Consider the following 14,457-nt stretch of genomic DNA (forward strand, 5'->3'; position numbering starts at 1 on the left):
TTAGTGGGTCGTGAATGGAGAATTGAGAATGGAAAAATGGAAAATGAAGGTGCGGTGCAAAAGCGCCGATTATAATAAATCGCACTTTATGCGATACCGCAATTCTCCATTATCAATTTTCAATTATCAAAGGCCAAAATGCTTGAGTATAATAACAACTGCGAACAAAACCGCAACCCACAATAAAGCGCAAACATCTACGCGGGCGATCTTCAGCTGGCGCATGCGGGTACGGCCAACATCGCCGCGGTACAGTCGGCACTCCATGGCGGTTGCGAGTTCGTCTGCACGGCGGAACGCCGAGATGAACAGCGGCACGAGAATCGGGATCATGGCCTTGGCACGCTGAATCAGGTTGCCGGAGTCAAAATCTGCACCGCGCGCCTTCTGTGCCGAGATAATCTTCTCGGTCTCTTCGATAAGGGTTGGGATAAAGCGCAGTGCGATCGACATCATCATGGACAGCTCATGCACCGGCGCGTGCAGCTTTTTGAGCGGAGAAAGCAGACGCTCGAGTCCGTCGGTCAGCTGAATCGGTGAGGTGGTGTAGGTGAGCATGGATGTTGCGATGATGAGCAGCATCAGGCGCAGTACCATGAAAATGGCCAGCTTAACGCCTTCCACACTGATGTGCAGGAAGTGCCACTGGAAAATGTAGGTGCCTGGTGTATAGAACAGGTTGAGCACCGCTGTGAAGATAACGATGAACAGGATCGGCTTGAGGCCGCGCAGCACCATTTTGGGCGAAATACGCGAAATACCGATGACAACGGCAAGAAATGCGATGATCAGCGCATAGGAAACCGGGCCTTGCGCGAGAAACAGCAGCACGATGAATGCCACCGTCAGCACGATCTTTACGCGCGGGTCAAGACGATGCACCGCGCTGTTGCCCGGAAAAAACTGACCGAGGGTAATGTCCTTCAGCATTCGTGAGCAGCCTCCTTCCACTTGCAGGCACGCAGGGCATCCATTGCCTGCGCTACGGTGTAGACCGAGGTATCAACATCGTGACCGCGCTTTTTCAGCTCAAGCATGACCTTGGTGATCATCGGGATGTCCAGTCCTGCGGCAATGATCTCGTCCGCGTGCGAGAAAACCTCGCGCGGCGTGTCGCAGAACAGCACCTTGGCGTGATTCATCACAAGCAGACGGTCGGCAACCTGTGCGATATCCTCCATCGAGTGGGACACGATGAGTATGGTCGCGCCGGACTGCTTGTGGTAGCTGCGGACCAGCTCAAAAATCTCGTCACGGCCCGCCGGATCGAGGCCCGCGGTCGGCTCATCGAGCACGAGCACATCCGGCCGCATCGCGATAACGCCTGCGATGGCAACACGGCGCTTCTGACCGCCGGACAGCGCAAACGGAGACTGGTCGGCAAGCTCGGGTGCAAGGCCGACTGCCGCCATGGATTCGCGCACGCGCTCGTCAATCTCGGCCTGCGGCAGCTTCATGTTGGTCGGGCCGTAGGCGATATCCTTTGCGATGGTCTCCTCGAACAGCTGGTATTCCGGATACTGGAACACCAGACCGACGCGGAAGCGCGTTTCGCGGCTGCACTTGCCCTTGGCATCCCAGATGGACTTGCCATCGAGCAGGACCTCGCCTTCGGACGGCTGTAGCAGACCGTTCAAGTGCTGAATGAGCGTAGACTTGCCCGAACCGGTGTGACCGATCACACCGAGAATTTCGCCTTTTTCGATTTTCAGGTCAACATGGTCAAGCGCAACACGCTCAAAGGGGGTGCCTGCGCCGTAAACGTGCGTCAAGCCCCTCGTTTCAAGTATGGTTGACATAAGATTCTCCTTCGGATAATCAATTCAAATATTCTTGTTCGAGAATATCTGCACATTCCTCGATCGAAAGTGCGTCGATCGGCAGCTTTTCGCCGTCCTGCTGATCGAGGTCGTACAGGACTTCGATGGTCTGCGGTACGGTCAGGGAAGCCGCGCGCAGCTTGTCCACCTGCGTGAAGATCTCGCGCGGAGTGCCGTCCATCAGCACGTTGCCCTTGTGCATGACAACCACACGCTGCGCCTGTACGGCCTCGTCCATGTGGTGGGTGATAAGGATAACGGTGATGCCGAATTTGCGGTTCAGCTCACGGACAACATTCATGACCTCACGGCGGCCCTGTGGGTCGAGCATGGCGGTCGGCTCATCGAGTACAACGCAGCGCGGCATCATGGCGATAACGCCTGCGATTGCGATTCGCTGCTTCTGTCCGCCGGACAGACGGTGCGGCGCCTGTGCACGGTATTCGTACATGCCGACGGCACGCAGTGCATCGTCAACGCGCTTGCGGATTTCCTCGGGCGGCACGCCCATGTTCTCCAGCGCGAATGCGACATCTTCTTCAACAACGGTGGCGACAAGCTGGTTGTCCGGATTCTGGAATACCATCGAGACGGTTTTACGCACATCGTAGGTGTTGTTTTCGTCGCGGGTGTCCATCATGTCAACGTAGCATACGCCGCCGGTCGGCAGACGGATCGCATTGAAGCAGCCGGCGAGCGTACTCTTGCCCGAGCCATTGTGACCGAGCACCGCGACGAACTCGCCGCGCCGGATGGAAAGATTTACGCCCTTTAGCACAGGAACGGAAAGCTGTCCGTCCTCGGCCGGGTAGGCGTACTGCAGGTTTTCGGTTTTGATGATTTCACTCATTTATTTTCGTCCTTCGGTAGATTTCAAAGGGTTGATGGTACAATATGCACCGGATAAATAAAATATCGTAGGGCGGGTGCTGTGATTTACTCCTCGGCGATAAAGCGTGCCGATGAGCCGCACGGCAGCACCAGACCGGTCGATTCAACCGGCAGGCCGAGCTCCTGCGCCTCAATCTTGCCGGCGGCGCGCTTGCCGGCGGTGATGCCGAGCAGATAGCTCATCACAGACGGCGCAAGGCCGGTGGAATAGCTGGAAATGAGCACGAACAGCGGCTTGTCGCTCAGCACGCCCATGGTCAGGTCTATGAAGTCGGCAACGTCCTCCTCGATCTTCCACGTCTCGCCGGACGGACCACGGCCGTAGCTCGGCGGGTCCATAATAATCGCATCGTACTTGCGTCCGCGGCGGATCTCGCGCTGCACGAACTTTTTGCAGTCGTCCACGATCCAGCGAATCGGGCGGTCGCTCAGACCGGAGGACGCGGCGTTCTCCTTGGCCCACTGCACCATGCCCTTGGATGCGTCAACGTGGCAGACGGACGCGCCGGCGTTTGCCGCCGCAAGCGTAGCGCCGCCGGTGTACGCGAACAGGTTGAGCACGCTGATCGGGCGGCCTGCGTGACGGATCATCTTGTCGATAAAATCCCAGTTGGCAGCCTGTTCGGGGAACAGACCGGTATGCTTGAAGCTCATCGGCTTGAGCTGGAACGTCAAATCACCGTAGTGGATAGCCCACTGCTCGGGCAGCTTGCGGATTTCCCACTTGCCGCCGCCTGCGTTCGAGCGATGATAGATGGCGTTTGGCTTGTTCCAAACCTTACAGTCCTTGTCGCGCGGCCAGATAGCCTGCGGGTCGGGGCGCTGCAGAATCTGATTGCCCCATCGTTCAATTTTTTCACCGCCGCCGCAGTCGAGCACGGCGTAGTCCTTCCAATGATCTGCGATCCACATAAATATTCTCCATTACATTATATATAAGTAGTTGTTTACACAATAATTCAGTATCTATTCTACCACCAAATATGCACTAACGCAATGAAAAGCGATTAGAAATAAAAGGTGTCAAGACAGCGTATTTTGGCGAATACAGCAAAACGGCTGCACCGTAAGGTACAGCCGTTCGAGCGGGAAAAGCAGTCAGAACCGTTCGCAGAAGCCTTCGCCGCCGTTTGCAAGCGACTTGAGAGCCGTCGCGCGGCGTTCCTCGGGTTCGTCTGAGATACATACCGCATCGGTCAGCACCTGCCGCGCCTGATACGGCAGATCAAAGAACTGCTCCATTGCCCGCGGACTGTGGCCCATTTCCTGCATAAAATCAAAGGGAATCTCGCCGGAGACCTGTTTTTTCCTGTCCTGCACCATAATTGCACGCTCCTTTCGATTGCAGTATCTCCGAAGTTCGTGCTATAATACCATTATAAAAATTAGTAATTAGGAAGTAGTAATTGAGGGGAGAAGTTCACTTTCCATTCTCCATTCTCAATTTTCCACTATTGAGGGGTTTTTATGGATTTGCAGAAGAATAAGACGTATCGTTGTCAGATTACGGATTACACGGCGGACGGCACGGGGTTTGCGAAGATCGAAGGCCGGGCGGTATTTGTGCCGCGTACGGCAGTTGGCGATCAGTGTGATGTCCGCATTGTCAAGGTGACGAAAAATGTGGCGTTCGGCAGGGTAGAGAAGATTATCGTGCCGTCGGGACAGCGCATTGCGCCTGCATGTCCGGTGGCGGACAAGTGCGGCGGCTGCTGTTATCAGCACATCACCTACGGGGAAGAACTGCGTGCAAAGGAGAAAAAGGTGCGTGATGCGCTGACGCGCATTGGCGGTCAGGACGGCGCAAAGCTGCTCGGCATTACGGGTGCGCCGACGACTGAGCATTACCGCAATAAGGCGCAGTATCCGGTCGGACGGGACAAAGAGGGCAGCATCGTTACTGGCTTTTACCGTCCGCGCAGCCACGACATTGTGCCGGTGGACAGGTGTTTGATCCAGTCCGAGACGGCAGATAAGATTGCCGCTGTGGTGCGTGAATGGATGACGGAATTTTCGGTCAAGCCGTACGATTATGCGAGCAAGCGCGGCACGATTCGCCATATTTATGTTCGTGTGGGCGAAAAAAGCGGCGAAAGCCAGCTGACGCTCATTTCCGCGACCAAGAAAATGCCCGGGCTGGACGTGCTGGTCGAGCGTTTGCGCGCGGCAGCACCGTCGCTGACGGGTATTCTGCTCAACCACAACCAGCGCGATGACAACGTGATTCTGGGTGACCGGACGGATGTTCTCTGGGGTGAGCCGATGCTGGAGGACCGCCTGTGCGGGCACACGTTTTTGCTCTCGCCCGAGGCGTTTTATCAGGTCAATCACGCGCAGGCCGAGCGTCTGTATGCGTGCGCGGTGGACTACGCCGGTCTGACCGGCGAGGAGACCGTGCTTGACCTCTACTGCGGTGCGGGTACGATCACGCTGGCGCTGGCCGAGCACGCAAAGACTGCCATTGGCGTGGAAATCGTGCCGGAGGCCATCGAAAATGCCAAGCGCAACGCGCTCCGCAACGGCATGGAGAACACAGAGTTCTTTTGTGCGGATGCGGGTCAGGCGGCGCAGCGGTTGGCTAAGCGCGGCATTGATGTGTTGGTGGTCGATCCGCCGCGCAAGGGTCTGGACGCGACTGCACGCGACGCGATCCTTAAAATGCAACCGCCTAAGGTCGTGTACGTTTCGTGCGACCCGGCAACGCTTGCGCGCGATGTGGCGGAGCTGTGCGGCGCAGGCTACACGCTTGAGAAAGCACAGGCGTTCGATCTGTTCCCGAGAACTTTTCATGTGGAGGCGGTTGTCTTGCTTTCCAAGGGTGAGGTCGACTCGAAAAAGATTCGGGTTGAGTTCTCTTTGGAAGATATGGATATGTCCGAATTTCAGGATGGGGCAACCTATCCGCAGATCAAGGAGTATGTGTTGGAGCATACCGGGTTAAAGGTGTCCAACCTCTATATCTCACAGATTAAACGAAAATGTGGGATTGGGGTTGGTAAGAACTATAATCTGCCGAAGTCCGAGGATTCCAGACAGCCCCAGTGTCCGCCGGAAAAAGAGAAAGCAATCCGAGAAGCATTCAAATATTTTGGGATGATCTAACATCCCGCAAAATGGAGGTTTCTTATGGATAGATTGATTTCTTGTGAGTTTAACATGGATACCGCTTGTGTGGAACTGAAATTTTTAGATGGCAGCATGATTGCCATTGATACCATCGCCGTGGAGAATGAGGTTGCTGACAATATGTATCAACGGTCAGAACTGGATTATCTAATCTACAATGATCCGGTTGGATATGCAGACTTGATCTTGAACGGTGATCCCGAAATTTATCTAAAAACTGTAACTGAATGTAAACCCTTAGATTAAAACTCAGCCCTCTGCCTTTTCCTTGGCAGAGGGCCGTTTTTTGCTTAACAGTTATTGAGCATCCCTTAATTGCTCTACAACGCTGCATTTCGCTGCGTTGTCATACATCATGCAAGGAATCAGCCACCCCAGCAGAAGAAATACCGGAATTGTCAGCAGGACAGGCAGAATGGTGAATCGATACTCAAAGAACCAGAACATACTGCCCAGCATTTTTCCCGCAAGAGGTCCCATCACCAGCGACAGCATAAAGGCCGCCGCTACGGAAGACATTGCGTAAAACAACCCCTCATAGATCAGCATGGTTTTGAGCTGCCGGTTCGTCATTCCTACAGCCTGAAGCACAGCAAATTCACGGCGGCGGGAAAGAATGCCGGTCATCATGGCGTTGAAGAAATTCAAGAGTCCCACCAGCCCGATGATAGCACAGAGGATACCACCGATCAGAAGGAACATCTGCCGGAACTGAGCAAACTCGGAGCGAGCCGTGGCCTTGCTTTCATACATCAAGGGCGAAAACTCACCGGCAGTGAGCTTCGATAGATATTGCTCTGCTTCGGCCTCGTCCGCTTCGTCTGCTGTGTCGAACAGGTAGAGCATCGGAATGGCCGCACCACCGCTGTCCCTCTGTGCGGTATCCACAGACAAAACTGCCTCATATCCAATACCACCATAACGATAACTCATGGAATACGGAAGCTCTACCAAGGCGCAGACCGTGTACTCTACATCTCTGGCTCCATACAGTTTTTCCTGAAAGTACTCCTCCGGTGTATCTTCGGTGCGGAGTTCCCCGGTGCGGCTGTCGATATATTTCACATCGTCCGCATAGGTGGCGGTGATCGTGTCTCCCACCTTGGGGTAGTATTCAGGATTGGGCAGATTACCGTAGTCATCTAAGGAAACCGCAATGGCAATAGCGTTATTGTTTGGCTCCAGCATAGGAGAAATATCTCCGTCGAACACTTGCAGCTTGTCAAACAGGCTGTTATCCAGAGCCTCGATTCTGGTATCTCCCATCACCATATCGCCCCGGTGCTCCATGCGGCTCATATGGCTGTCCAACTGCTCGGCGCTTTCGTACCTTGCATAGTCCTGCCGCAGAGCATCCTCCGTCATCCAAAGATATACGGGTTTTCGCACAGCATATCCCGTGCCGGAAAGACTGGACTTTGTGTTTGCTGCGATCTCTTCGATCTGTTCCGGCGTGATGAATTCATCTGCCGGGTTGTAACGGAAATAGTCGGGCGTGCTGACGATAAAATCGGCGCAGGTCATGGTGGATACATACTTCTCCATGCTGAAGCCGCCCACAAAGGCACACAGTGCATTGAACAGCGTCACCGACAGTGCCAGAGACACCACCACCAGCACCGTCTTTTTCTTGTTTCGTCCCAAATTGGCAAAGGCCATCTGATGGAGCTTGGCTCCCCGGGTGCTGCGCTGTTTTTTCTTGGTCTGCATTGCATCCGTATATTTGGTAGCCTCCACCGGAGAGACCTTAGCTGCCATTTTTCCGGGCTTGGAACAGGACAAGAGCACCGTCAACAAGGCGAACAGCATAGAACCAAGGAAGATCACAGGCGATGTGCTGATGGTGGTGATGCCTGCATCCAACTGGGTGGAGCGCAAGACAACAGGAACCAAAACAGCGCCGATGCCATAGCCCAGCAGCAGCCCCGCCGGAATGCCGATCAGACAAAGCAGAAGTGCCTGCTGGCGAATGATGCGTTTGAGCTGCCGGGGCGTTGTGCCAATGGTTTTCAGAAGTCCGTAAAACCGGATATCCCCTGCAACAGAGATCTGAAAAATGTTATAGATGATAAGATACCCCGTGAAAATCACCAGCAGCAAAAAAGCTGCTATGGCGACCATCAGCTCTGGATCGAGCTGTGACTCCAGCTGGGATGAGGTATATCCCCAATTGACGCCGATTCGGACGCTGTTGGGATCGGTATAGCTGTCCCATGTGTAACCAAGATCGGTATCCACCTGCTCCATCTGCCCTTGAATGTTTGTGCCGGAGGCCAGCATGACATTCAAATCGGTGCGGAAAGGCTGTAAACCTGTTTTCACTGCCTGCGCTTCGATGTCATCTGCGTAATCACGGCTGATGTTGATGTAATGAACAGGCATTAGTTCATCATAGTCCCAATAGCCCACCAGCGTAAAGGTATCTGTTACAGTAAAGGCGGTTTGATCCTTGTCCGTAATGGAATAGGAAACCGTGACCTCGGCGCCCAGCTCCGGCGTTACGCCAAGCAACTGCAACGCTGCCGTATCCATGGCTACCTCTTTGCCGCTTTCGGGCATCCGTCCGGTAGTAGGGGTTGCATAGCTCCATTTAGTGCAGTTGGCATCCATGTAGCTGATCTCTGCCGGTATTTTGGCAAAGACCCCCTCCGCAGTGATACCGATTACCTTCCGTGCCCCCGTAGCCTTCACCTTTGGGTGGGCAGCGATGCGTTCCGCCTGCTCGGGGGAAACATCCTTAAAGGTGCCATGCGCATAGCCGCCTACCTGCCGAAACTGGTAGGTTTCATAGCTGGCGTTCAGTGACAAGACAATGGTGAACATGGAAGTAAATAGCAGCGTTGTCAGCGCAATGGCAAAAATGGCGATCAGATTGCGGCGACGGTTCGCATAAAGAGATTTTAAGCTGAGCTTTCGAATACATTTTCTGTTTTTGACATTCATCGTAGCCACCTCCCGTTAGTTCTGGGAGACGATCCGACCATCTTCGATACGGATAATGCGGTCTGCCATCTGCGCAATTTCTTCGTTGTGAGTGATCATTACGATTGTCTGGGCGAACTTTTGACTGGTGACTTTCAAAAGGCTCAATACATCCTGGCTGGTTTTGGAATCCAGATTGCCGGTGGGTTCATCTGCCAGAATGATAGCGGGTGCTGCCGCCAGCGCACGGGCAATGGCTACTCGCTGCTGTTGACCGCCTGAGAGCTGATTGGGCAGCGCATCCAGACGATCATCCAGCCCAAGGGTCTGCACGATCTGCTGTACGAAATCCTTATTGACCTTGCCACCGTCCAGCTCAATGGGTAGAACAATATTTTCATACACATTCAGCACCGGAACAAGATTATATGCTTGGAACACAAAGCCGATTTTCCTGCGGCGGAAGATGGTCAGCGCTTCCTCCTTCAGGGAGAAAATATCCTGTCCGTCCACCATAACCGTGCCGCTTGTAGGGCGATCCAGCCCGCCCAGCATGTGCAGCAGCGTGGATTTGCCGGAGCCGGATGTGCCGACAATTGCAACAAATTCGCCCTTCTTTACACTTAAATCAACTCCATCCAACGCATGAACTGCGTTATTGCCGGAGCCATAAATCTTTTTCAGGTTTTTTGCCTGTAAAACTTCCATAAATGAGTACCTCCATGAAAAAATCTGTATATATGAAAGGAAATGATCCTTTGATACATACAGATTATCGCATAGGAATCTTTCCACATTCTTTCCGGCGGAAAATGAAATCTAACAGTTTTGATAGAATTGTTGTTATTTCGGCAGAAATATGGAAAACGTACTTCCTTTTCCCGGAACGGAAGCAACCTTGATATAACCGCCCTCGCCGGATATGATCTGTCGGGCAAGATATAAGCCGATGCCGACCCCTTCTTGTTTCTGCACACTATTTGAGCGGTAAAAGCGAGCAAATATCTTCGCTTGCTCATTTTCCGGTATGCCTGAACCGGTATCCGATATATCGATCCTTGCAAACATTTCGTAACTTACGGCAGAAATCCTGATTGTGCCATGCTCTGTATATTTGATGGCGTTGTCTACGATATTAGCCAGCGCTTCCGCTGTCCATTTGAAGTCGAATACAGCAAAAGCATCTGTATCCTGCATTTGCAAAGACAATCCTTTTTCAGAAGCCTTGGCAGTATATTGTTCTACCACACTTTCAAGCAGCGGCTGCAGCGCTGCCGGCTGGGGGGAGAGTGAAATGATCCCGTTTTCCAGTCTGGAAAGCTTTACGAGAGAATCGATCAGAAAACGCAGCTTTTCCGATTGTTTGTACAGTGCCTCCACATTTGCCTTCGCCGATGCAGGCATAGTTTCCTCCATCAGAAGCTCGCTGTATAACAGCAGGTTTGCAATCGGCGTTTTTGTCTGGTGCGAGATGTCCGCAATCAAGGTTTTGATTTTGTCTTTTTCCTGCGCTATGTTTTGAGAAGATGCTTCTGCGGCGGAAAGATAGTGTGCAAACTTTGTTTCCAAAGCAGACAGCTGGCTTTCATCAAAAGTTGTTTCAGAAAAGGAGCCGGTCATGGCAGCGTCCAGCATCCTTTCGATTTCTTCCATCGTTTTTCTGGTCTTTCTCCGCTCCCATAACACAACAGCTGCCGCCGCCAGAAAACACAGCAGTATGATCACAATACCGGTTTTATTCATCTTTTGTCACCCAGCTATAACCGATTCCATAGACGGTTTTAATGTATTTCTGTGCACCAAGCTTATCCCTCAGACGCTTGATCGTAACAGACAAAGCATTTTCATCCACATATTCTGCGCCATCTGTCCAGATCCGGTCGACAAGGTCTCCACGGGTCATGGTTCGACCACGATTTTCAACAAGCAGACGCAGTAATTTTTGTTCTGTTTTACTCAATTCCACTTTGGAATCTCCCACATAAAAGGTCATAGCCTCAAAGTCAAAGTGAAATAGATCCATATGGAACGGCGCATTTTTATGGTTTGACGCTTGCTTTCGCAGTTGGGTATTCACCCTTGCCCGCAAAACCGAAAGAGAAAAGGGCTTGGTAATGTAATCATCAGCGCCCCTCTCCAGTCCGTCTACGATGTCCAGATCGGTGTCATTGGCAGTCAGCAGAATAACAGGAATATAGGGTGTGTTTTCCTTGACCTCCCGGAGCAACTCGAGCCCGCTGCCATCCGGCAGATTGATATCCAGCAGGATCAGGGATACACCGCCGCAAAGAAGCTGTTCCTTCGCCGCTTTTAGGTCTTGGCAGGAAATGATCTGACGGTCATCTGCTTTCAGTGCTTTACTTAAACCCTGATTCAACCCTATATCATCTTCAATAATCAATAATTGTTCCATGTATCTCACTCCCTCGTTATTCAAAGGCCACCATTATTTCCTTGGGTAATTTTTCGTTCTCACAGTTCAGAAGATAGGCGATTGCTCTGCTTGCAAATTTGTTTGTTTTCACTGTATCCCAATCGGCAAGCAAAATGACCTCTGCCTTGCCGTTCTCAAAATCTAATGATATTTCGCCCCATTCGCCGTCGCAGTCTGCCTGATATTCGTAGATTGCGGCGGCGATTTTCTTTTTTCGCTTAATCTTGGATTTCTGTTTTAGCCGGACTGCATGGATTGCGCCCTCGGCAACCAACAATTCCGTCAACTTGTCCACTGCTTTTCGGTAGGCTCGTTCTGCACCGCTGGCTGTACTGCCCTCAAACATAACCGCCAGTTCTTCAAAGGTGGGGCGGTCTTTCCATGAACTGACACGCCCACAGGTCATGCAAATTGCTAACCGTTTTTCGAGCAAGGTCTGTTCCCGATAATTCAGTTTCTCAAATGCCCGCTGCACCTTTTCTGCCTGTATGCCGTTCCAGAGGATATCGGTATAGTTCCAGCTATCGCCAAGGGCTACATCCTCGCCTGTTTCTTCGCCGTCCTCGTCTGTGACATAGAAAGGCTGCTGATTGCGGATTCCACGGACAACTTTCAGATATTCTTCCGCAAGGGCAAGATCGCAGTTGTATTTCTTGGAAAATTCGTTGACCGCATCCTTGGTGTTGTGGTACAGCCAAGCCATTGACCGCACCATTTTGTAATTGGTCAGAGAGGACACCGACCATTTTTCTTCGCCCATGCGAAAACGGAGCATAGCATCCCGGATGAACGGGAAAATGTATGTAGCATACTCTGCACCCTTGGCAAGGTCATAGTCCATCAGCTTTTGGAGCATTTGCTCCCGGCAGGAGAGCTTTATATCTATAAATCGGTCTGTGTCGTACAGATCGCCGCCATCCACACCGAGAAAGTCTTTGATGCGCTTGTTAAGCTGCGGCTCGTAGTGGTGTAGGAAGAATGAGAAATATATCAAATTCTTTTCCTGCAAGGCAGACAGGATATATTCGTTCAGATTGCCCACCGCTGGAGGCTCCGGTTCCAGTTGGAAAATGTGCTCTGCCACATAGGAAATGATGCCGTCATCGTGCGGATTGACTTGGTGTTTTGGTATGTATCCGGTCATATTCCATGTAAAATCATTCAGCATAGCGCACCTTCTTTCAACTTTCAAAATCTATTCAGTCAAACAATATGTGCTGCCCAAATATGTACCCTGATTTTTTGACCATTTCTATTCAAAATGATTTGAGCATGCTTCAACTCTCCATATCCCGTTTCCACATCTAAAAGACTACATTCTCGTGGAAACGGGTAGGAATATTTATCAAAATGGTTGAAAATGTTTTTATAACCCAAATCGAAGTTTTTGGCAGTGGTATAAACTATCAAAAAAGTGTACGGGCAACCGTTGGGGTCGTATTTTGTAAGAACTTTATTCATGTGGGAGTCTAATCGCTCTCTTTCCAATGAAGATACCTTTATTCCCTCTATCATTACAACAGGTAATCCATCATAACAAAGCTGAATATCAACCTCCCCAGCCTCGTCACCGTTTTCTGAGTCTCCTTGCCTTGTTTGATCTTTCATGAAATAGCTCTCGCCCAAAATATCCCGAATATAATCATTCATTGTATCTTCGCTACTATCTGCGTTGTAGTGGTGATTACGCTGTAGCTTTGAAAGTGCTCGTAACATTTTGTCGCATATTTCTTTTTCGGGTATTCGGCTATCATCTTCTATTTGTGCAGTACTACAATCTTCTTTGTATTCGTCCAAATGATCCTTCAATACATATAATTTTGACTCTAATTTGTCAAATCGTGTTTTGTCATCCCATCCGGTAAAATGGGATGACAATGCAATTATTTCGTCAATGTATGCGTCACCTTCTATTTTGGCAAGTTCAAAACACACTCGGTCTTTCCACTGCAAAAAGACTGGATTCTTATATATGGTTTGCAGATCTATGCTGGATGTTTTATGCGTTCCAGTATTGTAGTCATACATTGAAGCCCCTGGGTAGCTCTCTGTGGTAAATAGTGTTTTGATTTCCGGTGCTTGATCAATCAATTCTTTTATAGCATCCACATTAATCATAGTTTTTTCCTTCCAACGCTTCTTTTCTTAATACGCCTTGTCCCATTTCTTTTTCATAATCGCCCTTGGCATAGGCTACATTGCTCAATGCCCGGAGCATTTTATCCTTTGCCAGCTTCTTCATAACCTCTGCAAGATCAGCGTCCAGAGTACCACGCTTCACATAGCGGTTTATGGTATTTAGCCGCTTTTCATAAATCTGTTTCAGCGGATGATCGTCCGCAAGTTCCCGCTGTTCTCTGCCTTTTAGATTGCCGATCTGCCGACAGGTGCGGTGCAGCTTGTCCCCCGGCGCATAACCGCCGCAGTATTTGGTGTGCCTTGCGTTGGTGGTCAGAAACCATTTGCCGCAGATCCGGCATTTTTTCGGTGCATGACCCACACACAAACCCTCAAAGAAATCAGACCGGAACATTCCCACAAAGGATACATAGTGCATCCGCTTGACCAGCTTCGCTATGTCCTCGCCGGGACGGATGGTAGCCACATACTGAACAGAGTTATTTGCAACAGACATCCAGGCATTGCCCTCTGTGATAGAGAACTTAGGCGGGAAATAGCTGCCGAACATTTTTGCAAAGCCCTCCGCTGTGCGGTCTGCCTCGTTGCCGTCTGATTTTTCTGCAAAATCAAGCATTGCCTTTTGATATTCCTCAAGAGAGTATGCCAGATGCCCGCATACAGCGGTATAGCGCTGGAGCATCACCGCATCAGCATATTTTGGAACTTCTTCGAACGGTAAAGAATTGGTTACGGCTTTTATGGCGAACTCCACATATTTCAGAGCATTGTCCGCAGTAAAAACCTTTTCTATCCGTTCCCTGTGCTTTGGTATATCCATATAGGAGAACGGCGGCGTTTTGCTGAGAATCTCTAACATTGTCAATGCAGCTTCCTTTGCCATAGGAAAGAGTGCAGAAGTATCCTGTCCGGCATTCAGCATCCCGAGCAGCAGATTGATTTTCTCGCATTGCTCGTTCATTCTTGTAATAGTATCCGCAGGAACATTCAGCGCATCACAGGCAAGCGTGCCGACAGGGAATGTTTTGCCCTCATATATGACCGTATCCTGCCAGAAGTCCAATGTCATCAATTCTTGGTTCATGCTTACCCTCCTGTCCTGTTTTTTCACTTTCTTAATTGTAT

At 50.9% G+C, this 14,457-nt stretch carries 14 protein-coding genes; 2 read left to right on the forward strand and 12 right to left on the reverse strand.

Annotation, left to right across the window (positions count from 1 at the left end):
• Positions 1–126 precede the first annotated feature (126 nt).
• The 5 genes from DW806_RS01275 to DW806_RS01295 form a co-directional block, all read right to left on the reverse strand.
• Positions 127–930, reverse strand: a complete 804-nt coding sequence (locus DW806_RS01275) for an energy-coupling factor transporter transmembrane component T family protein (RefSeq protein ID WP_118728864.1) — start codon at positions 928–930, stop codon at positions 127–129.
• Complete coding sequence (locus DW806_RS01280) at positions 924–1,799, reverse strand: energy-coupling factor transporter ATPase (protein ID WP_118728865.1); 876 nt, start codon at positions 1,797–1,799, stop codon at positions 924–926. Before DW806_RS01280 ends, DW806_RS01275 begins: the two co-directional genes overlap by 7 nt.
• A gap of 19 nt (positions 1,800–1,818) precedes the next feature.
• On the reverse strand, positions 1,819–2,670 hold the full coding sequence (locus DW806_RS01285; RefSeq protein WP_118728866.1) for an energy-coupling factor transporter ATPase: 852 nt from the start codon (positions 2,668–2,670) through the stop codon (positions 1,819–1,821).
• Between the two features lie 86 nt (positions 2,671–2,756).
• Entirely contained in the window at positions 2,757–3,623 is an 867-nt protein-coding gene (locus tag DW806_RS01290) for a class I SAM-dependent methyltransferase (RefSeq protein ID WP_118728867.1), read from the reverse strand.
• Between the two features lie 186 nt (positions 3,624–3,809).
• Positions 3,810–4,034 carry a hypothetical protein gene (locus tag DW806_RS01295; RefSeq protein ID WP_118728868.1) on the reverse strand — a complete coding sequence of 75 codons (225 nt, stop codon included), beginning with the start codon at positions 4,032–4,034 and terminating at the stop codon, positions 3,810–3,812.
• A 144-nt stretch (positions 4,035–4,178) separates the two neighbouring features.
• Here DW806_RS01295 and rlmD point away from each other — a divergent pair, with 144 nt between their 5' ends.
• Together rlmD and DW806_RS01305 are read left to right on the forward strand one after the other, a co-directional pair.
• Positions 4,179–5,813: a 23S rRNA (uracil(1939)-C(5))-methyltransferase RlmD gene (gene rlmD, locus DW806_RS01300; RefSeq protein WP_118728869.1), complete on the forward strand. Its 1,635-nt coding sequence runs from the start codon at positions 4,179–4,181 to the stop codon at positions 5,811–5,813.
• 24 nt (positions 5,814–5,837) lie between these two features.
• Complete coding sequence (locus DW806_RS01305) at positions 5,838–6,083, forward strand: DUF6061 family protein (RefSeq protein ID WP_021683568.1); 246 nt, start codon at positions 5,838–5,840, stop codon at positions 6,081–6,083.
• 51 nt (positions 6,084–6,134) lie between these two features.
• Here the strand turns inward: DW806_RS01305 and DW806_RS01310 are convergent, their stop codons facing one another.
• The 7 genes from DW806_RS01310 to DW806_RS15570 form a co-directional block, all read right to left on the reverse strand.
• A complete protein-coding gene (locus tag DW806_RS01310) occupies positions 6,135–8,780 on the reverse strand; it encodes an ABC transporter permease (RefSeq protein WP_118728870.1) in 2,646 nt (881 codons plus the stop codon).
• A 15-nt stretch (positions 8,781–8,795) separates the two neighbouring features.
• Positions 8,796–9,467, reverse strand: coding sequence for an ABC transporter ATP-binding protein (locus tag DW806_RS01315; protein WP_006858253.1), 672 nt, complete (start codon positions 9,465–9,467; stop codon positions 8,796–8,798).
• Between the two features lie 135 nt (positions 9,468–9,602).
• Positions 9,603–10,502 carry a sensor histidine kinase gene (locus DW806_RS01320; RefSeq protein WP_118728871.1) on the reverse strand — a complete coding sequence of 300 codons (900 nt, stop codon included), beginning with the start codon at positions 10,500–10,502 and terminating at the stop codon, positions 9,603–9,605.
• On the reverse strand, positions 10,495–11,172 hold the full coding sequence (locus DW806_RS01325) for a response regulator transcription factor (protein ID WP_117554470.1): 678 nt from the start codon (positions 11,170–11,172) through the stop codon (positions 10,495–10,497). The genes DW806_RS01320 and DW806_RS01325 overlap by 8 nt, the downstream gene beginning before the upstream one ends.
• 16 nt (positions 11,173–11,188) lie before the next feature.
• Entirely contained in the window at positions 11,189–12,361 is a 1,173-nt protein-coding gene (locus tag DW806_RS01330; protein ID WP_118728872.1) for a hypothetical protein, read from the reverse strand.
• A 35-nt stretch (positions 12,362–12,396) separates the two neighbouring features.
• Complete coding sequence (locus tag DW806_RS01335; protein ID WP_118728873.1) at positions 12,397–13,311, reverse strand: hypothetical protein; 915 nt, start codon at positions 13,309–13,311, stop codon at positions 12,397–12,399.
• Positions 13,304–14,416 (reverse strand): DUF6076 domain-containing protein, encoded by a 1,113-nt coding sequence (locus DW806_RS15570; protein ID WP_243001756.1) that lies wholly within the window; start codon positions 14,414–14,416, stop codon positions 13,304–13,306. Before DW806_RS15570 ends, DW806_RS01335 begins: the two co-directional genes overlap by 8 nt.
• Positions 14,417–14,457: the final 41 nt, after the last annotated feature.

This window comes from Butyricicoccus sp. AM32-19 (genome assembly GCF_003480365.1).
Lineage (GTDB): Bacteria > Bacillota > Clostridia > Oscillospirales > Butyricicoccaceae > Agathobaculum > Agathobaculum butyriciproducens.